The sequence below is a fragment of the Paracidovorax avenae ATCC 19860 genome, assembly GCF_000176855.2.
Lineage (GTDB): Bacteria > Pseudomonadota > Gammaproteobacteria > Burkholderiales > Burkholderiaceae_C > Paracidovorax > Paracidovorax avenae.
On record NC_015138.1, the window covers coordinates 3,198,258 to 3,216,495 of the forward strand.

Sequence of the window (18,238 nt, forward strand, 5' to 3'; positions counted from 1 at the left end):
CTTGGAGCGGCTGGCCGCCCCGGAGTTTCACGCGGCCGCGGCTTCGGGCCCGAGGGCGAAGGCGTCCATCGCCAGCGAGCCATGCATCACCTCCCGGCTCAGGTAGGCTGGCACGCGGTCTTCGCCGGCCGCGCCGAGGGCGAAGAACAACGGCAGGAAATGGTCGTCGCCAGGGTGCGCGCGCACGGCGTGCGGGGCCCGGCTGCGGTATTCCAGCAGCTCCTCCACGTCGCCCCGCTGCAGCGCGCCTTCCACCCACCGGGAGAACTCGGTCACATAGGGCTGCGCACCGCGCGCGCCGCCGAAGAACTCGGAGAGGTTGTGGGTCATGCTGCCCGATCCCATCACCAGCACGCCGTGCGCGCGCAGGCCGCGCAGCGCCGCGCCCAGGTCGTACACCTCGCGCGGGCCCGCATCGGCGGGCAGCGCGACCTGCACCACCGGCAGATCGGCATCCGGAAAGAGGTGCATCAGGGGCACCCAGGCGCCATGGTCGAAGGGCCGCTGCGCATCACCCTGCGCATCGAAGCCGGCGGCCTGCAGCAGCGAGAGGACCTCCCCGGCCAGCGCGGGTGCACCGGAGGCCGGATAGCGCAGCGCATAGAGCGGCTCCGGGAAGCCCCCGAAATCATGCCAGGTGGCCGGCTGCGCGCCGGTCATGACACGCACGCCGCGGGCCATCCAGTGCGGCGACATCACCACCACGCCGCGCAGCTCGGGAAAGCGCCGGCGCAGCCCGTCCGCCCAGGCACGCAGCGCCGGGCCGGTCTCCCCTGCTTCCAGGGCGAACATGGGCGAGCCGTGGGAAACGAACAGTGCGGGCACTTCGCGCTCCGGCGCAGGGCCGGGCACGGCGGAAGAGGAAGGCGTGGCGGAAAGCGGTGCGGTCGAAGACATGGCGGTTCGGTCGGCGTGGCAGGACAAACGGAAGGTGGCACGGGACAGTGCCCTGTCCAGAATGTATGCGCGCGCAGCCGCGAACCCAAGACCCGCGCGGCAAACACATCGTTGCAGCTGCCGCACCAATCCGGGCAGGAAGGCAGTCCGGCCGGGACAGGGATCAGCCCGCGTCCCGCACCCGGCCCCGCAGCGCCTTGGTACCGGAACGCTCGCGCTTGTCCTGCAGGCGGCGCTGCCGCTCGCCGTAGGAAGGCTGGGTGGCCCGGCGCACGCGTGGCGGCCGGGCGGCGCGGTCCACCAGGGCGTCGAGCCGCAGCAGCGCGTCCATCCGGTTGGCCTCCTGCGTGCGGAACTGCTGCGCCTTGATGACCACCACGCCGGCCTGCGTGATGCGGGCATCGGGCAGCGCCAGCAACCGGGCCTTGACATCCTCGGGCAGCGACGAAGCCACGATGTCGAAGCGCAGTTGCACCGCGCTCGACACCTTGTTCACGTTCTGGCCGCCCGGCCCCTGGGCCCGCATGGCGGTCAGGACGACCTCGCGCTCGTTCACCCGCAGCGGCGCGCGGCCGGCCGCAGGAGGCATGCGGGGCGCACCGTCCGCCATGTCGTCAAGCGCCCCGGGTCGCCGCGGCACCGGCATGGAGCGCGGTGCGCAGCGCCTCATCGAAGGGCCCGGGCCGCTCGAACTGCACCCAGTGCCCGGCGTCCGGCACCAGGGCCAGCCCCCGGAAATCCGGCGCGGCCGCGCGGTAGGCGCCTTCCAGCGCAGCGATCCACTCGCGGTAGAGCGTGTCGCGCGCGCCATAGATGGCATGCACCGGGCAGCGCACGGACGGCAGCGCCCGGGCCAGCGCGTCGGTATGGGCGAGGCGCCGGCGCGGCATGCGGTCGCGCACGACGTTGGCCCGGTGCAGGTCCAGCGCGAGCCCGTCGATCAGCGATGTGTCGTGCAGCATCAGCTCAGCCAGGTTGTGGCGGTGCGCGGCCTCCTGCGCCGCCGGGGACGCCAGGTGGCGCCAGCCCTTGAGCGTGATCTGGCGCTCCGGCACCACGCCCATGGCGGGCGCGCCCACCAGCACCAGTTGGCGGGCCAGCGACGGTTCGGCCGCCAGCAGCAACCCGGCCGTGAGCCCCCCGAAGGAGAAGCCCACCAGATCGCAGCGCGTATCGCCCCACAGCGCGCGCATGCCCTGCGCGAGCGGCGCCACCAGCGCGTCGGCGTCGGCACCGCCCGGCGGCACGGCCGAATCGCCGAAGCCCGGCAGGTCGGGCACCCAGACCGTGCGGCCCCAGGAGCGCAGCGTATCGATGTTGCGCACCCAGTGCGTCCAGCTGCCGCTGCCGCCGTGCAGCAGCACCAGGGGTGGCGCTGCAGGCTCCGGTGGGCTGCTCGCCTGCCAGACATGCCAGACGATGGCGCCGTCGCCGCACGGCGTGGTGCGGATGCCGGCCTGCGCGGCGAGCGAGGCCGCCTCGGCGGGCATGGACGACACCGGCGAAGCAGTTGCGCCCGGGCCGGCCCCGGCTGCGGCGGAAACGGGGTCCGGCAGGTCAGCCGAGGCCATCACCAGCCAGCCACCGCGTCGATCGCCAGGGCGTAGCCCGGCACCCCGAAGCCGCACATCACGGCCCGTGCCGCGCTGGCGATGTAGGAATGGTGGCGGAAGCTCTCACGCGCATGCACATTGCTGATATGCAGCTCGACCAGCGGCACTCCCGTGCCCTTCACGGCATCGAGCAGCGCCACGCTGGTGTGGGTGTAGGCCGCCGCGTTCAGCACCACGCCGGCGAGCTGGCCCGCCGCGTGCAGGCGGCCGGCCTCGTGGATCCAGTCCACCAGGTCGCCTTCGTGGTTGCTCTGGCGGAACTGCAGCGCCAGCCCGTGGCGGGCGCAGGCGGCTTCGCAGAGCTGCTGCACGTCGGCGAGGGTCTGCGAGCCGTAGACGGCGGGCTCGCGAGTGCCGAGCAGGTTCAGGTTGGGGCCGTTGAGGACGAAAACGGAACGGGGCGTGGTCACGGGGGCTTCACTCCTGGGACGGGCACCGGCGCCCTGCCGACCGCGGCACGGCCCGCCGCGCGCATCCGTCGCCCCTGATTATCCACTCCGCAAAAAAGAAGGGCCCCCTTGCGGGGGCCCAAGTGGGCGGCCGTGGCGAACGGGCCGCCCGGGGAGGATGCACAGGCCGGGCTCAGCGCCAGTAGCCGCCGCGGTGCCAGTGGGGGGGACGGTTGTAGTAGCCGTAACCGCCGTACACCACCGGAGGGGGAGGCGGCGCGTAGTACACAGGCCGGGGAGGCGGCACATAGGCCACGGGCGGCGGGGCGTAGTACACGGGCGCCGGGGGTGAGTAATACACGGGCGGCGGGGCCACGTAGGTCACCGGGGGGCTGTAGATGACACCCGGGCCGGTGCCAACGCCCACCGACACGCCGGGGGAATTGACGCCGATGGACCAGAACACGTCGCGCGCCTGCGCGGCACCCGAGGCGGCCAGCAGGGCCAGCCCGACGCCGGCCGCGGCGGCGATGGCTGCGAAGGAACGGCTTTTGGTCATGGAAGTTCTCCTTGGAAACGGGCCCGGCGCCGCCGGGAAGGCGGGGACGCGCCCCATGCGCTCTATAACGCGCCACATGCCCCGCAGGATGGCACAAATGCCGAACAATCTTGTTTCCGGACGTAGCGGCGTTTGTTGCAGGGGGTTACCGGCAGGGGCGGCATCCTAGAATGCGCCCATGAGTTCGCATGCCCCCTCCCCCGCGACGGCCGAGTCCGCCAAACCGAGCAATTTCCTGCGCCAGATCATCGAATCCGACCTCGCCCAGGGCACCTATGCCCAGGCCCGCTGGGCCGGCACGCCAGGCGACGCCGCCCACCACGCCGCCGGCCAGCCCGATCCCGCGAAGATCCGCACCCGCTTCCCGCCCGAGCCCAACGGCTACCTGCACGTGGGCCATGCCAAAAGCATCTGCCTGAATTTCGGGCTGGCGCGCGACTATGGCGGAGTGTGCCACCTGCGCTTCGATGACACCAACCCCGAGAAGGAAGACCAGGAATACGTCGATGGCATCATCGACGCCGTGCGCTGGCTGGGCTTCGACTGGACGCAGATCGGCCAGGCGCCCGGCACCGCCGCGCCCTACCAGGCCAGCGACTATTTCGACTTCATGTACCGCGCGGCCGAGTACCTGATCGAGACCGGCCACGCCTACGTGGACGAGCAAAGCCCCGAGGAGATGCGCGCCAACCGCGGCGATTTCGGCAAACCCGGCGTGGACAGCCCCTTCCGCACCCGCACGCCCGCCGAGAACCTGGCACGCTTCCGCGAAATGCGCGATGGCCAATTGCCGGATGGGGCCGCCGTGCTGCGCGCGAAGATCGACATGGCCTCGCCCAACATCAACCTGCGCGACCCGGCCATCTACCGCATCAAGCACGCCGAGCACCACCACACCGGCAACAAGTGGTGCATCTACCCGATGTACACCTTCGCGCACCCCATCGAGGACGCGCTGGAGCGCATCACCCACAGCATCTGCACGCTGGAGTTCGAAGACCAGCGCCCGTTCTACGACTGGCTGCTGGACCGCCTGGCCGAAGGCGGCCTGATCGCCACGCCGCAGCCGCGCCAGTACGAGTTCGCGCGCCTGAACCTCACCTACGTGGTCACCAGCAAGCGCAAGCTCAAGCACCTGGTGGACAACGGCATCGTGAGCGGCTGGGACGACCCGCGCATGCCCACCATCGTCGGCCTGCGCCGCCGCGGCTACACGCCCGAGGCCCTGCAGCTCTTCTGCGAGCGCATCGGCGTGACCAAGGACTACTCCTGGATCGACTACGCCACGCTGGAAGGCTGCCTGCGCGAGGACCTGGAGAACCAGGCCCACCGCGGCATGGCCGTGCTGGACCCGGTGAAGCTCGAGCTCACCAACTGGGACGAAGTCTTCGGCACCGGCCACCTGGAACCCTGCCAGTTGCCCGCCCTGCCCCATCCGCCCGAAGGCACGCAAGCGCCCGTGCGCCACTTCACGCTCGGCAAGGACGTCTGGATCGAGCGCGAGGACTTCGAGGAGACCCCGCCCAAGGGCTACAAGCGGCTCTTCCCGGGCAACAAGGTACGTCTGAAGGGCGGCTACGTCATCGAATGCACCGGCTGCGAGAAGGATGCCGAAGGCAAGGTGACGAAGGTGCTTGCGACCGTGGTGCCCGACACCAAGAGCGGCACGCCCGGGGCCGACAGCGTGAAGGTGAAGGCCGCCATCACCTGGGTGGGCGTGGCCGACGGCGTGCCCGCCGAAGTGCGCCTGTACGACCGCCTGTTCACCGACGCCCAGCCCGATGCCGGCGGCAAGGACTTCCTGGCGCTGCTCAATCCGGACAGCCTGAAGGTGGTGACCGCCTATGTCGAGCCCTCGCTGGCACAGGCGCAGCCGGACGACAAGTTCCAGTTCGAGCGGTTCGGGTACTTCGTGGCGGACCGCAAGGACCATGCGCCGGGCAAGCCGGTGTTCAACCGGGTGACCGGCCTGAAGGACAGCTGGGGCAAGTAGCCCCGGCGATACCCGCGTAACACAGGAGCGCCCCGCCATGCTGGCCAACCTCACCCCCTTCCTGCTCCACTGGGCCATCACGGCGTTCGCGCTGTGGGTGGCCAGCCATGTGTTCAAGGGGCTGCGGTTCGGCAGCACCGGCGCCCTGGTGGTCGCCGCCCTGCTGCTCGGCCTGGCCAATGCCGTGGTGCGGCCGCTGCTGGTGGTGCTGACGCTGCCGCTCACCCTGCTGACCTTCGGGCTCTTCCTGTTGGTCATCAACGCGCTCGTGCTGATGCTGGTGGGCAAGCTGGTCAGCGGTTTTCATATCGACGGCTTCTGGACCGCCTTCTGGGCGAGCATCTTCATGTCGCTGCTGAGCCTGCTGCTGGGCAGCTTCGTGCTGGGTGGATCACCGGAATTCACGATCCAGAAGGGGCCGGCAGCAGGGCCGTTCTGGCTGTAGCCCCGGGCTGGACACATTCCCGCGCGCCATGCGGGAGGTGTGCGGAAAACGACTATGCATAGTCGAAACCGTTCTGCCGCGCCGTGGCGTTGCGCGGCGGTTCGGACCTATGGTCGGCGGTTTGCCCATTCTTCATGCAACCGCCATGCCCGCACCGACCTCGACCGCTCCCGTACCGCCCCCGACCGTTGACGCCGCCACCGTGCGCACCTGGCTGAACGACAGCCAGGAGATCGCCCTGCTGGACGTGCGCGAAGCCGGCCAGTTCGGCGAAGGCCATCCGTTCTTCGCCGTACCGGCGCCCTACAGCCGCCTCGAACGGGACGTGCCCCGGCTGGTGCCCCGCCGCGGCACGCGCACCGTGCTGATCGACCAGGGCGACGGCGTGGCCGCGCGTGCGGCTGTCCGCCTGGCCGGGCTGGGCTACACCGACCTGCACGTGCTGGAAGGCGGAGCGCCGGGCTGGGCGGCCGCCGGCTATACCCTGTTCCAGGGAGTGAACGTGCCGTCCAAGACCTTCGGGGAACTGGTGGAGCATGCCTTCGGCACGCCGCACATCGGCGCGGCCGAACTGCAGCGCCGCCAGCAGGCAGGCGAGCCGCTGGTGCTGGTGGATGGCCGCACGGTGGAAGAGCACCGCAAGATGACCATCCCGGGGGCCCTGCCGGTGCCGAACGGCGAACTGGCACGCCACTGGAGCGTGCTCGCGCCCGATCCGGCCACGCCCATCGTCATCCACTGCGCCGGCCGCACGCGCAGCATCATCGGCGCGCAGATCCTGCGCAGCCTGGGCGTTCCCAACCCCGTGCTGGCACTGGAGAACGGCACCCAGGGCTGGGCCCTGTCCGGGCTGGCGCTGGAGCATGGCAGCGCCCGCGCGCCGGCCAGTCCGCCCGAGGCCGGGGACGCGGACCGCGACCGGGCCGCCCGTGTCGCCGCGGAGGCCGGCGTTCCCAGGCTGGATGCCGCCGGGGCGCAGGGCTGGATCGATGATGCCGGCCGCACCACCTATGTGCTCGACGTCCGCACGGCCGGCGAGTTCGCGGCCGGCACGCTCGCCGGGGCGCGCCATGCGCCGGGCGGCCAGTTGCTGCAGGCCGCGGACCAGACCATCGGGGTGCACCGCGCCCGCGTGCTGCTGCTGGACGACGATGGCGTGCGCGCACCGGTCGTGGCTGCGTGGCTGCGACGGCAGGGCCATGAGACGGCCACCGTGGAAGGCGGCATACACGCCCCGCTGAAGCTGCCGGCCCCGGCCGGCGTGGCGTTGCCGGCCCCGGTGCCGCAGATCGCGCAGCAGGCCCTGCCTGCGTGGCTGGCCGCCCAGCAGGCGGCGCCGCTGTTGCTGGACGTGCAGCCCTCGCAGGCCTACCGCCGGCAGCACGCCCGCGGCGCGCTCTGGTCCGTGCGCCCACGCGTGGCTGCCGACGTGCAGGCCGCCGCGCAGGCGCGCCGCGCGCCGCTGCTCATCCTGGCGGCCGATGCAGAAAGCGCCGCGTTGGCGGCCAGTGAGATTGCACCCGGGGCGACGACCAGCGTGCATTGGGCGCTGGCGTCCGACTGGGCGGCCGCGGGGCTGCCCGTGGAAAGCTCGCCGGGGCTGCCGGCCGATGGCGACGCGATCGACTATCTGTTCTTCGTGCACGACCGCCACGACGGCAACCTGGAGGCAGCGCGCCGCTACCTGGCATGGGAGACCGGCCTGATCGCCCAGTGCGCGCCCGACGAACTGTCCGGCTTCCAGCTGCCAGCCGCCGTACCCCACGGCGGGTAACGGGCCCGGGCGGCTGGCACGCCCGCCGCATATCGTTCCTCGGAAACGTTTGTTGCCGCATGCCGCGTGGCGCCAGAAGATCGGAACCTGTTCGCTCACCCATGGGCGCCTTTCCCTCTCCGACTCCTTCCTGCCAACGATGCACCACGCCATGCGCCACGCTCCCGCCACCTTTCGCTCCCACGCCCCGCTCCTGGCCGGCATCGCTGCCGTGCTGACCCTGATGGCGGGAACGGCCCATGCCGACGCCACGCTAGACAAGATCCGGCAGCGCGGGAAAGTGTCCATCGGCGTGCTCGTCAACGGCGGCCCCTTCGGCTCCATCGATCCGGCCAGCCAGCAGCTGGTGGGCTGGAACCCCGACCTCGCCCGGGCGCTGGCCAAGGGCCTGGGGGTGGAGGCCGACCTGGTGCAGGTGCAGACGGCGACGCGTGTGCAGTTCCTGCAGGCCGGCAAGGTCGATCTGCTGATCGCGTCGATGGAACTGAACCCCGAGCGCGCCGCCATCCTGGGCTACGCGCCCACCCCGTTCTACCGCGTGGGCGGCACGGCCGCCGTGCGCAAGGACAGCGGCATCCAGAAATGGGAAGACCTGCGCGGCAAGCCGGTGTGCCTGTCGCAGGGCAGCAGCTACGCCAGGCCGCTCACCGCCGAATACGGTGCGCAGGTGCAGGGCTTCAAGACCGCCTCCGATTCGCTGCTGGCGCTCAAGGGCGGCAACTGCGTGGCCGCCGTGCACGACAGCACGCTCATCCATCCGCTGCTGCGCACCAACGCCGAGTGGAGCCAGTACGCCGCCCCGATCACCGCCGAACTGCTGCCCGCGCCGTCCGTGGTCTGGACCCGCAAGGGCGAGGCCGACACCATCGCCGCAGTGGACAAGGTGGTGCAGGACTGGCACCGCAGCGGCTGGCTGATCGCCACGGAAAAACGCCTCGGCATCGAGCCGGCCAACCCGCTGCTGCCCGAACTGCAGGCGAAGTTCCAGGCCGCGGCCCACTGAGCCCGGCATGCACGACACCGGCCTGCTCGCCCAGGGCGTGGACGCGCTCCGGGGCATCGGCCTGAACTACGCTTTCGTGCTCGACGCTACCGAGCGCCAGGCCTTCGTGCGCGGCATGGGGGTGACGGTGCAGCTGGCCCTGCTCACCATTCCCTGCAGTCTGGCGGCCGGCGTGGTGCTGGCGGCCTGCACGGCCTCCGGGCGTGCCTGGCTGGCTCGCCCCGCGCGCGCCTTCGTCGAGGTGACGCGCAATACGCCGACGCTGGTGCAGTTGTACTGCGCCTTCCTCGTGCTCAACATGCTCATCACGCAGCAGCTGCGCGACTGGGGCGCGGGCCAGAACCCGCTCACGCCGTTCGTGTGGGTGGTGGTCGTCATCTCGCTGCACAAGGGCGCGTTCCACGCCGAGGCGCTGCGCGCCGGCATCGAGGCCGTGCCCGCCACCACGCTGGAGGCCGCGCGCTCGCTGGGCTTCTCGCAGCGCCAGTTGCTGGCGCGGGTGCAGCTGCCGCTGGCCGCCCGCTTCGCCCTGCCCTCCCTGGTGAACAACCTCGTGGACCTGGTGAAGATGACGGCCGTGGCCTCGGCCATCGCCGTGGGCGACGTGACGTATGAATCGATCATGATCTGGTCGCAGCGCGACAACGTGCTCGAACTGCTGCTGCTCATCCTGATCTGGTTCGGCCTGCTGACCTGGCTGGTGAGCCTGGCGGGCCGCTGGCTCGAGGAACGCTGGAGGATGCCCGGTTATGGCCAATGACGCCGTCCTGGGGCCGGTGCCTGCCGCCCCTTTGCTGAATGCGGTGCGCAGCGGCGCGCGCAACCCGTGGCTGGTCGGCGCCGTGGCGGCGCTGGCCGTGGTGGCCGCATGGCAGGCCACCGGTACCACGCCGCGTGCCGTTGCCTATCTGTGGCAATGGCTGCCCGCGCTGCTGCGCGGCCTGTGGGTGAACATCGAGATCAGCGTGCTGGCGGTGGCACTGGGCACGGCCGTGGGCCTGGTGGTGGGCGCGCTGTCGCTGTCGCCCGTGCATGCCGTCCGCGTGGCGGCGCGCTGCCATGTGCAGGTGTTCCGCAACGCCCCCATCCTGGTGCTCATCTACTTCACCACCTATGTGTTCCCGTTCGAGGTGCACCTGGTGCAGTGGACCTTTCCCTTCCCCGACTGGGTGAAGGTGGTGCTGGGCCTGGCCCTGCCCACCAGCGCCAACGTGGCGGAGATCTTCCGCGGCGCGATCCAGTCCATTCCCGCCGCGCAATGGGAGGCCGCGCAGTCGCTCGCCTTCCGTCGCAGCCAGATCTTCCGGCTGGTGGTGCTGCCGCAGTGCGTGCGCCGCATGCTGCCGCCGTGGATGAACCTGTACGCCAGCATCACCATGAGCACCTCGCTGGCCTCGCTGGTGGGCGTGCACGACGTGGTGGACACGGCCCAGATCGCCAGCAACACGGTGGCGCGCACGGACTTCACCATCCTGGTCTATTTCACGCTGCTGGCGCTGTTTTTCGCCTACTGCTACCCCATCGCCCGCGCCACGCGCGCCCTGGAAAAACGCCATGAACGCCACTGACGCCTTCCTCGCCTCCCTGAAGCCTCCTGCGGAGGAAGCCGCCGCGCCCCTGGTGCACCTGCGGGACGTGCACCTGTCCTTCGGCGACAACGCGGTGCTCAAGGGCATCGACGTGCAGGTGCGCCGCGGCGAGGCGGTGTCCATCATCGGGCCCTCGGGCTCGGGCAAGTCCACCATCCTGCGCTGCATCACCGGCCTGCTGCGGCCGCAGCGCGGGGAGATCGTGGTGGGCGGCACGCGCGTGGACCGGCTCAGGACGGAAGCGGACCTGATCGCGCTGCGCAAGCGGGTGGGCTTCGTGTTCCAGCAGTACAACCTGTTTCCCCACCTCACGGTGCTGGAGAACCTCGTGATCGCGCCCACCCGCGTGGTCGGCCGCGACCGCGCCGCGGCCGAGCGGGAGGCGCGCGCCCTGCTCGACAAGGTGCGGCTGTCGCACAAGGAAACCGCCTACCCGGGCGAGCTTTCGGGCGGCCAGCAGCAGCGCGTGGCCATCGCGCGGGCGCTGGCCATGCGGCCCGAGCTGATCCTGTTCGACGAGGTGACCTCCGCCCTGGACCCCGAGACCGTGGGTGAGGTGCTGACCGTGATCCGCGACCTGGTGAAGGACGGCATGACCTGCGTGCTGGTCACGCACGAGATGCGCTTTGCCGAAGAGGTGAGCGACCATGTGTACTTCACCGAGGCCGGCCGCATCGTCGAGCACGGCCCCGCCGCACAGCTTTTCGGCCAGCCGCGCAGCGCCCGCACGCGGGAGTTCCTGCAGCGCGCGCTGGGCGAAGGCGTCCGCACCCGCGAGGTGCCCGCCACCCCCACCCCGCCGCTGGCGTTCAACCAGCTGCGCTTCGCCCTCTGACCTGCCAACGCCATCCTCCGGAGACCACCACCATGACCACCACCTCCGCTGCCACTGCAGCCACCCCCATTTCCGCTTCCACCGCCGAACGCCGCCGCCAGGCCGTCGATGCGGCCCTGGCCGACGTGCGCCGCCTCACCGCGCGGGGCACGCCCGACCGCGCCGCGCTCTCGGCCATCACCCAACGGCTGGAGCAACTGGCCGCGCACAAGGACCTGTTCAGTCGCGCGGATTTCCCGCCGCCTGACGAGACAGCCGGCGTGGGAGCCTCCACGCGCTACCGCCTCAACCCGGCGGACGGCGACGGCGGCCTGGCGCTGTACCTCAACTCCATCAACCCCGGCAAGACCACCGCGCCGCACAACCACACCACCTGGGCGGTGATCGTGGCGGTGGAAGGCCAGGAGGTGAACCGCCTCTACGAACGCACGGACGACCGCAGCGACCCCGCCCGCGCGCGCATCCACGTGGCGCGCGAATTCACCGTGCAGCCCGGCGCGCCCATCGCCTTCCTGCCCGACGACATCCACAGCATCGCCGTGGTGGGCACCGAGCCCACGCTGCATTTCCACCTGTATGGCCAGCCGCTGGAAACGCTCACGGGCCGCGTCGCGATCGACCCCGACACCGGCGAAGTGAAGAATTACAACGCCGCCTACTTCCGCCCCAGCGAGGCCGTGGCATGAACGGGCCGGATATCCTCCAGCACGGCAACGCACACTCCGCGCCGCTCGGCGCCGCCACCCGGCTGCTGCATGCCGGCGCGCCCGCGCTGCGCGGCGGCTCCGGCCCTGTGAACGTGCCCGTGGTGCGCACCAGCACCGTGCGCTTCGGCAGCACCGCGGACTATGCGGACCACCACCATCGCCGCACTGCGGGCGAGCGCGTGGCCTCGTACGGCCGCCACGGGCTGGACACGCACCGCGCGCTGGAAGATGCCGTCACCGCGCTGGAGGGCGGCCACCGTGCCTTCCTCGCACCCTCGGGCCTGGCCGCCATCACACTGGTGCTGGTCGCCCTGCTCTCGCCCGGCGACCATGCCCTGGTGGCCGACAGCGTGTACTCGCCCGTGCGGCGCGTGGACGCCACGCTGCTGCAGCGCCTGGGCATCACGCTCGAATACTTCTCGCCCTCGCAGGGCGACCTGGCCGCGAAGATCCGGCCGAACACCCGGCTGATCTACGTCGAATCGCCCAGCTCGCTGCTCTACGAGGTGCTGGATTTGCCCGCCATCGCCGCCGTGGCGTGCGCCCGCGGCATTCCCCTGGCCACGGACAACACCTGGAGCGGCGGATGGTTCTGCCAGCCCCTGCGGCTGGGCGCGAACATCTCGATCCAGGCGGCCACCAAGTACATCGCCGGCCACTCGGACGTGATGCAGGGCATCGTCGTCACCGACTCGGAAGAGCTCACCGGCAGGATCGCCACCGCCTACGAAGCGCTCGGCCTCACCGTGGGCGCCGACGACGCCTACCTCGCCCTGCGCGGCGTGCGCACCTTGCCCGTGCGCCTGGCCCAGCACCAGCGCCACGCCACGCGGGTGGCCGAATGGCTGCAGAAGCAGCCGCAGGTCGGCCGCGTGTTCTACCCGGCCCTGCCCTCCGACCCCGGGCATGCGCTGTGGAAGCGGGATTTCAGCGGGGCGAGCGGGCTGGTGTCGTTCGCGTTCGCGGACGGCAACGGGGCGAATGGCCATGGGAGCGTGGATGCGCGCGGCGCGAATGCGTTCGTGGATGCCCTGCGGTTCTTCGGCATCGGGGCGTCGTGGGGTGGGTACGAGAGCCTGGCGCTGGTGGCGCAGCCGGAGCGGTTGCGGGAGCACAGTGCGTGGACGGGGAATGCGCCGGTGGTGCGGCTGCATGTGGGGTTGGAGGATCCGGAGGACTTGATTGGGGATCTGGGGCAGGCGTTGGGGAAGGTGGCGACTCGGGGGTGGTTGGCGGCTGCGTGAGAAGCGATGACAGCTTTGCAGCGGTTGCTGACGGTAAACCCTGCTACGCGGATTCACGTTATTAGGCACTAGAGCGTGTTATGAACTTTGCTCCTCGGAGTGGAAGTCAAAGGTAGAGTCTGCGGATGCCCCGCAAGCCGTATCCGACGGATGTCAGCGATGAAGAATGGAGCTTCGCTGCGCCCTACTTGAGCCTGATGGACCAGCGCGCGCCCCAGCGCGAGCACGATCTGCGCGAAGTCTTCAACGCGCTGCGCTGGCTGGTGCGCGCAGGCGCGCCTTGGCGGATGCTGCCCAACGATCTACCTTCTTGGGAGGCGGTCTACCAGCAAACCCGACGCTGGCTGGAAGCGGGCTGCTTCGAGGCGATGGTGTCGGACCTGCGTTCGATCATCCGCGTGGCGCAAGGGCGCCAGGGACAACCCAGGGCCATGGTGATGGATGGGCGGACATTGCAGTCGAACTGCGAGAGCGGACCGCGTGCGGGTTACGACGGCTACAAGCGCAAGCGAGGCAGCAAGGTTCACATGGCCGTGGACACACTGGGACATTTTCTGGCGGTGCATGTCACGCCGGCCAATGAGCAGGAACGCGCGCAGGTGCAGCGTCTGTGCGAAGACGTGCAGCAGGCCACGGGCCACTCGATGAAGCTGGGCTGGGCGGACCAGGGCTATACGGGCGAGGTGGCAGCAGAGGCTGCAAAGGACAACGGCATCGATCTGCAGATCGTGAAGCTGCCCGAGGCGAAGAAGGGCTTTGTGCTGCTGCCGCGCCGCTGGGTGGTGGAGAGAAGCTTCGGCTGGCTGGCAAGGTTTCGCAGGCTCTCCCGGGACTACGAGCGGCTACCCGAAGTGCTCGGCGTGATGCATTTCCTGGTCTTTGCCGTGCTCATGTTGCCTGCAGCCGCACGGGTGCTGGCTGCGGCAGGAAGTTCATAACACGCTCTAAGGAGCCGTTGGGCTGACTGACAGTCAGCAGACCCGAATGTCGGCTCTGCAAAGCACCAGGCGCAGAAATCTAACTTTGCGGACGGTTCCGTAGCAATGACCGCTACCCCGCTACTTGAACTCGGGGTTCCCCACTTGTATTGCCCGCACAATAGAATGTAGAAAAAATTTTAACGATTCCTATGACGATAGAACTCAGCGAAACGTCTGTCAGCGGCGCTCTTGAAAAGCTGTCTTGGCAGGCCCTGAAAGATCACTTGGAAAGCTTCATTTTAGCTCCGCAGGACGTCGACAAACTGGTCGGCCTGGTGCGGCGCAGTGAAGCACTCGTCTTGAAGCGGCTCGATCAGAAGAAGCAGAAGAACCGCGATAATTTCCTCGATAAGCTCGCAGGCTATCTCGATAGCAAAGGCTATCCGAATCAAGCCAAGCTGGTGCTAGCGCACGCAGTCCGTTTGAACGAGATCGACGGTATCTATTGTTCGATCATCGAACTACTCTCTAGGAGCGTTGCTGCCAATCTCTCTCCGGAACTCCGGGTCTCAGCATTGCTCGCGCGCTCCAATATCGAGTACAGCCAGCTGATCCAGCAGATGAACAAGAACATCGAGGATCAGGGGATACTAGACCTTGGGAAAGTCACCATGCAAGGGGCTGATGGAAACGAGTTCAACCCTGGAGGTGTTCATGAAGCCCTTCTTACGACTCTAGCCAGCACCTTTGGCATGGAGGCACATCTCAATCGGTGGTATGACGAACAGGGCTTTCTGGTTTTGCCCGCGCTTCCTGTACCGAGCGATCAGGACAAGATCACCGTTGGTTCCGTGCAGCTGCTTGCAGTAGCTTGGGGGCACTGGCAGTTTTCGGAACGGCGACATCGTTATTTGGACGCTCCTTTGGAGCGTATTACGGATCTTGATCCTGCCTGGGCTACTGTCGGAATCAAGGGGTTGTGGAAGTCTCGCCCGGCAGATGACAATGTAGAGTTTTACTGCCTAGCTGCCAACGTGCGGTTGATGGAGCGCTTCAGCCAAGCTTTAACGCCCATTCTTGCTCAGCCGCTCTATAAGAAATTGGTCTACGGCACTGAGGGTCACGTTGCACTTTACCCCAAAAAGGCAATTTCACTTTTTGAGATTCACGCCGAGACATGCCTAAGCCAACTGCTATCAGCCGATCTCATTCGCGATCAGTCGGAATATGCGGGGTTGACTTTCGCCGAGTGGATACGGGGCTACTCTGTACTCCAAAGTATCTCTAATGACGTCCTGAAGACTGGCGACGCAGATCGTTTGACTGTGCGATTTAGCGACACTGAGCTTGTGGAGATGTTGCAGCGCCTAGGCCTCCAAGGAGACAAAGCCCAGAGCTTTATCAAACATGCAACTTACCGCAAGGCCAGCCGCGATCTGTTTGATCAACCGCTGATCAAGCTGCAGGATGGAGGCTATCTGCTGCTTGCAATCGCTGCTGCAACTTCTTCGATCCCTAAAGTGATTCTGTCAACGCTTGGGATGCTGGAAGTCAACCTTGACGGGCGGGGCAAGCGCTTCGAAGCGAGCATGATTGATCTCTTGAATCGACACGGCATCAAGGCCAAGACGATCACCTGCAAACGCGATGGCGAGGAATACGACTACGATGTCGCGTTCGTCTGGGGGGACTACCTATTTCTGTTCGAGTGCAAAAGTCGCAATCTTCCCACCGGCGATCCTGCCCGGACCTATTTCTTCTCTCTCGGCATTCGCAGCGTTGAAAAGCAGGTCAAGCGGTTGGCAGAAGGACTCAAGCGACATCCCGACATCCTCAGTGCCAACATGCCAGAGGCCGTGGGCAAGCGAGTCGTGCATTGTGTGGTCAATTCGCTACCGTTTGCGAAATTCACTGAGGAAAACGATCTGCATTTCGCAGATGAGGGTGGCATTGCGAGATTCTTCAAACAGTCGGAAATCGGCCCGCGCAAGCTCACTCAGACAGGGTTGAGCGACATTGACCCAAAATCTGTGATCGCGCATCTCTGGGACGGTCCCGAGCCAACGCCGGAAGACTTCCTGCGACACCTGAGATCCCCCATCCAGCTGGCTCACGTCGCTTATCACCTGCGCGCCAATACAATCCAGATACCGGTGGGAATGGAGGAGGCTCTGCTGTTGATAGAGATAGGGCAGATCGACAAGACCGATGACAGTCTTCGGGAAGCTTCTCAACAGGCCGGCTATCGACCTGGTGGTGGCTTAGTTAGTGCCTGAAGCGCAATCTGCGTGAACGACTCTCGGGAGCTACGATCTCAAGTAGTTGCTTTTTCGTCGGAGCGGCCATGCAGCCAAGTGACTGTTTCCACGGAGGCGGCTGTTCAGGATTCGTGTCACTCAACGACTGCTGTTATCTGCTACGGCAGTTCAGACACGGATCGTGAATGACTCAGATCAGCCTCAAGCGGACTACCGCCGCCTCAACGAACTGGCTGCCGACCAACCGCCCTCAATCAAACCTCACCCCGCCCGCGTTACCCCTCCATCCACCCGCAAACTCTGCCCCGTGATGTAACCCGCCCCCGCCGACGCCAGGAACGCCACGGTCGCCGCGACCTCCTCCACCCGGCCGTACCGCCCGAGTGGAACCGCCGCGCGGCGCTCTTCCCATTCGGGCAGGCTGTCGATCCAGCCCGGCAGGACATTGTTCATGCGGATGTTGTCGCGTGAAAAGCTGTCCACGAAGATGCGGGTGAACGCGGCGAGGCCCGCGCGCATGACGGACGAGGCCGGGAACAGTGCGCTGGGCTCCAGCGCCCAGGCCGAGGAGATGTTGATGATCGCGCCGCCCTCGCCCTGCCGCTGCATGCGCGGCACCACGAGCCGCGTGGGCCGCACCACGTTCAGCAGGTAGGTGTCCATGCCCTGCAGCCAGTGCTCGTCGGAGAGTTCCAGCAGCGGGGCCCGGGGGCCGTGGCCCGCGCTGTTGACCAGTACGTCGATGCGGCCCCACCGTTGTTCCGCCCGCTCCACCAGGGTGCCGAGGTCTTCCAGCGACTGGTTCGATCCCGTCACGCCCACGCCGCCCAGTTCCTCCGCCAGCGCTTCGCCCTTGCCGGACGACGAGAGGATGCCGATGTGGAAGCCGTCCGCCGCCAGCCGGCGTGCCGCTGCCGCCCCGATGCCGGATCCGCCCGCGGTGACCAATGCCACCTTTTTTTCTACTGCCATCACCATCTCCGTCTTCATCATGACCGTCCTTGCATTCACCCATCGGGAGTACATTGATTGTGGAATCGCGCGGTGCTTTCAGGTCAGGAGATTGCGGCAGGCACGCTGCTCCGATCCAGTAGAAAATCTACACCCATGACACCACCGCTGGACCGCCTTCCCTCGCTCAATGCCCTGCGCGCCTTCGAGGTGGCGAGCCGCCATCTCAACTTCCGGCTGGCCGGGCAGGAACTGGGGGTGACGCAGGGCGCGGTGGCGCAGCAGATCCGTGCGCTGGAAGCCGAGCTGGGCATGAAGCTGTTCGAGCGGCATCCCCGCACGCTGGTGCTGACGGCCAACGGGCAGCGCTACGTGGTCGGCGTGCGCCGCGCGTTCGACCTGCTCGCGGAGGCCACCCGGGGCCTGCGGCCCGAGCCGGGGCACCTGACGGTGAGCGTGACGCCGACCTTCGCCACCAAGTGGCTCATGCCTCGGCTGGGGGCATACACACACGCCCATCCGACGACGGAACTGCGCGTGCTGGCGACCGAGCGGATCTCGCACTTCCAGACGGAGGCGATCGACCTGGCCGTGCGGTATGGCCGGCCGCCCTTCGGCCCCGGACTGCAGGCCGACCTGCTGTTCGAGGAGTGCCTCGTGGCCGTGGGAAGTCCGCAGGCGCAGGCACAGTGGGCGGGAGCAGGCCGCACCACGCTGCTGCACGACGGGCAGTCGTCCTGGGAGGAGTATTTCGAGCGGTGCGCGCACGGCCGCTTGCTGCCCGCGAACCCGGCGCAGGCGATCCGGTTCAACCAGACGACGCTGGCGATCGACGCGGCGCTGATGGGTCAGGGCCTGGCCCTGGTACAGGAGCAGTTCGTGGCGCAGGACCTGGCCGCGGGGCGTCTGGTGCGGCCGTTCCCGGACACGCTCCGCACCGATGCGGGGTACTACCTCGTGTGCCCGCGCAAGCAGCGCCACCCGGAGGCGGTGGCGCAGGCAAGGCGGTGGTTCCTGCAGCAGGCCGCGCAGTCGCAGTGATCGCGCGATGGTCCCGCGGC

General features: G+C 68.1%; 18 protein-coding genes. 12 read left to right on the plus strand and 6 right to left on the minus strand.

What is annotated here, in order from left to right; all coding sequences use genetic code 11:
- Nucleotides 1–27: 27 nt before the first annotated feature.
- The 5 genes from ACAV_RS14015 to ACAV_RS14035 all read right to left on the minus strand — a co-directional run bounded on the left by ACAV_RS14015 (nucleotide 28) and on the right by ACAV_RS14035 (nucleotide 3,458).
- The gene (locus ACAV_RS14015) at nucleotides 28–897 is read right to left on the minus strand and encodes a DODA-type extradiol aromatic ring-opening family dioxygenase (RefSeq protein ID WP_013595227.1); all 870 of its coding nucleotides are present in this window, start codon (nucleotides 895–897) and stop codon (nucleotides 28–30) included.
- Between the two features lie 163 nt (nucleotides 898–1,060).
- Nucleotides 1,061–1,507 carry an alternative ribosome rescue aminoacyl-tRNA hydrolase ArfB gene (gene arfB / locus ACAV_RS14020; RefSeq protein ID WP_013595228.1) on the minus strand — a complete coding sequence of 149 codons (447 nt, stop codon included), beginning with the start codon at nucleotides 1,505–1,507 and terminating at the stop codon, nucleotides 1,061–1,063.
- 4 nt (nucleotides 1,508–1,511) lie between these two features.
- Nucleotides 1,512–2,468, minus strand: a complete 957-nt coding sequence (locus ACAV_RS14025) for an alpha/beta fold hydrolase (RefSeq protein WP_013595229.1) — start codon at nucleotides 2,466–2,468, stop codon at nucleotides 1,512–1,514.
- Complete coding sequence (gene aroQ / locus ACAV_RS14030; RefSeq protein WP_013595230.1) at nucleotides 2,468–2,920, minus strand: type II 3-dehydroquinate dehydratase; 453 nt, start codon at nucleotides 2,918–2,920, stop codon at nucleotides 2,468–2,470. Before aroQ ends, ACAV_RS14025 begins: the two co-directional genes overlap by 1 nt.
- Nucleotides 2,921–3,092: 172 nt before the next feature.
- Nucleotides 3,093–3,458: a hypothetical protein gene (locus tag ACAV_RS14035; protein WP_013595231.1), complete on the minus strand. Its 366-nt coding sequence runs from the start codon at nucleotides 3,456–3,458 to the stop codon at nucleotides 3,093–3,095.
- Between the two features lie 178 nt (nucleotides 3,459–3,636).
- On the opposite strand from ACAV_RS14035, the gene ACAV_RS14040 reads away from it, so the two are divergent.
- From ACAV_RS14040 to ACAV_RS14090, 11 genes are all read left to right on the plus strand, one after another.
- Nucleotides 3,637–5,451, plus strand: a complete 1,815-nt coding sequence (locus ACAV_RS14040; protein WP_013595232.1) for a glutamine--tRNA ligase/YqeY domain fusion protein — start codon at nucleotides 3,637–3,639, stop codon at nucleotides 5,449–5,451.
- 37 nt (nucleotides 5,452–5,488) lie between these two features.
- The gene (locus ACAV_RS14045; RefSeq protein WP_013595233.1) at nucleotides 5,489–5,896 is read left to right on the plus strand and encodes a phage holin family protein; all 408 of its coding nucleotides are present in this window, start codon (nucleotides 5,489–5,491) and stop codon (nucleotides 5,894–5,896) included.
- 145 nt (nucleotides 5,897–6,041) lie between these two features.
- The gene (locus ACAV_RS14050) at nucleotides 6,042–7,670 is read left to right on the plus strand and encodes a rhodanese-like domain-containing protein (protein WP_013595234.1); all 1,629 of its coding nucleotides are present in this window, start codon (nucleotides 6,042–6,044) and stop codon (nucleotides 7,668–7,670) included.
- 151 nt (nucleotides 7,671–7,821) lie between these two features.
- A complete protein-coding gene (locus ACAV_RS14055) occupies nucleotides 7,822–8,673 on the plus strand; it encodes a transporter substrate-binding domain-containing protein (RefSeq protein ID WP_013595235.1) in 852 nt (283 codons plus the stop codon).
- Nucleotides 8,674–8,680: 7 nt separating this feature from the next.
- Nucleotides 8,681–9,433, plus strand: a complete 753-nt coding sequence (locus ACAV_RS14060) for an amino acid ABC transporter permease (protein ID WP_013595236.1) — start codon at nucleotides 8,681–8,683, stop codon at nucleotides 9,431–9,433.
- Nucleotides 9,423–10,241 carry an amino acid ABC transporter permease gene (locus tag ACAV_RS14065; protein WP_013595237.1) on the plus strand — a complete coding sequence of 273 codons (819 nt, stop codon included), beginning with the start codon at nucleotides 9,423–9,425 and terminating at the stop codon, nucleotides 10,239–10,241. The genes ACAV_RS14060 and ACAV_RS14065 overlap by 11 nt, the downstream gene beginning before the upstream one ends.
- A complete protein-coding gene (locus ACAV_RS14070; RefSeq protein ID WP_013595238.1) occupies nucleotides 10,228–11,097 on the plus strand; it encodes an amino acid ABC transporter ATP-binding protein in 870 nt (289 codons plus the stop codon). The genes ACAV_RS14065 and ACAV_RS14070 overlap by 14 nt, the downstream gene beginning before the upstream one ends.
- A gap of 32 nt (nucleotides 11,098–11,129) precedes the next feature.
- Nucleotides 11,130–11,783 carry a cysteine dioxygenase family protein gene (locus ACAV_RS14075; RefSeq protein WP_013595239.1) on the plus strand — a complete coding sequence of 218 codons (654 nt, stop codon included), beginning with the start codon at nucleotides 11,130–11,132 and terminating at the stop codon, nucleotides 11,781–11,783.
- A complete protein-coding gene (gene metC / locus ACAV_RS14080; protein ID WP_013595240.1) occupies nucleotides 11,780–13,048 on the plus strand; it encodes a cystathionine beta-lyase in 1,269 nt (422 codons plus the stop codon). Before ACAV_RS14075 ends, metC begins: the two co-directional genes overlap by 4 nt.
- Nucleotides 13,049–13,173: 125 nt before the next feature.
- The gene (locus ACAV_RS14085; protein ID WP_013595241.1) at nucleotides 13,174–13,986 is read left to right on the plus strand and encodes an IS5 family transposase; all 813 of its coding nucleotides are present in this window, start codon (nucleotides 13,174–13,176) and stop codon (nucleotides 13,984–13,986) included.
- A gap of 191 nt (nucleotides 13,987–14,177) precedes the next feature.
- Nucleotides 14,178–16,244, plus strand: coding sequence for a hypothetical protein (locus ACAV_RS14090; RefSeq protein WP_013595242.1), 2,067 nt, complete (start codon nucleotides 14,178–14,180; stop codon nucleotides 16,242–16,244).
- Nucleotides 16,245–16,487: 243 nt separating this feature from the next.
- On the opposite strand, the gene ACAV_RS14095 is transcribed toward ACAV_RS14090, so the two are convergent.
- Nucleotides 16,488–17,198: an SDR family oxidoreductase gene (locus tag ACAV_RS14095; protein WP_041829224.1), complete on the minus strand. Its 711-nt coding sequence runs from the start codon at nucleotides 17,196–17,198 to the stop codon at nucleotides 16,488–16,490.
- A gap of 135 nt (nucleotides 17,199–17,333) precedes the next feature.
- On the opposite strand from ACAV_RS14095, the gene ACAV_RS14100 reads away from it, so the two are divergent.
- Entirely contained in the window at nucleotides 17,334–18,218 is an 885-nt protein-coding gene (locus ACAV_RS14100) for a LysR substrate-binding domain-containing protein (RefSeq protein ID WP_013595244.1), read from the plus strand.
- Nucleotides 18,219–18,238 lie beyond the last annotated feature (20 nt).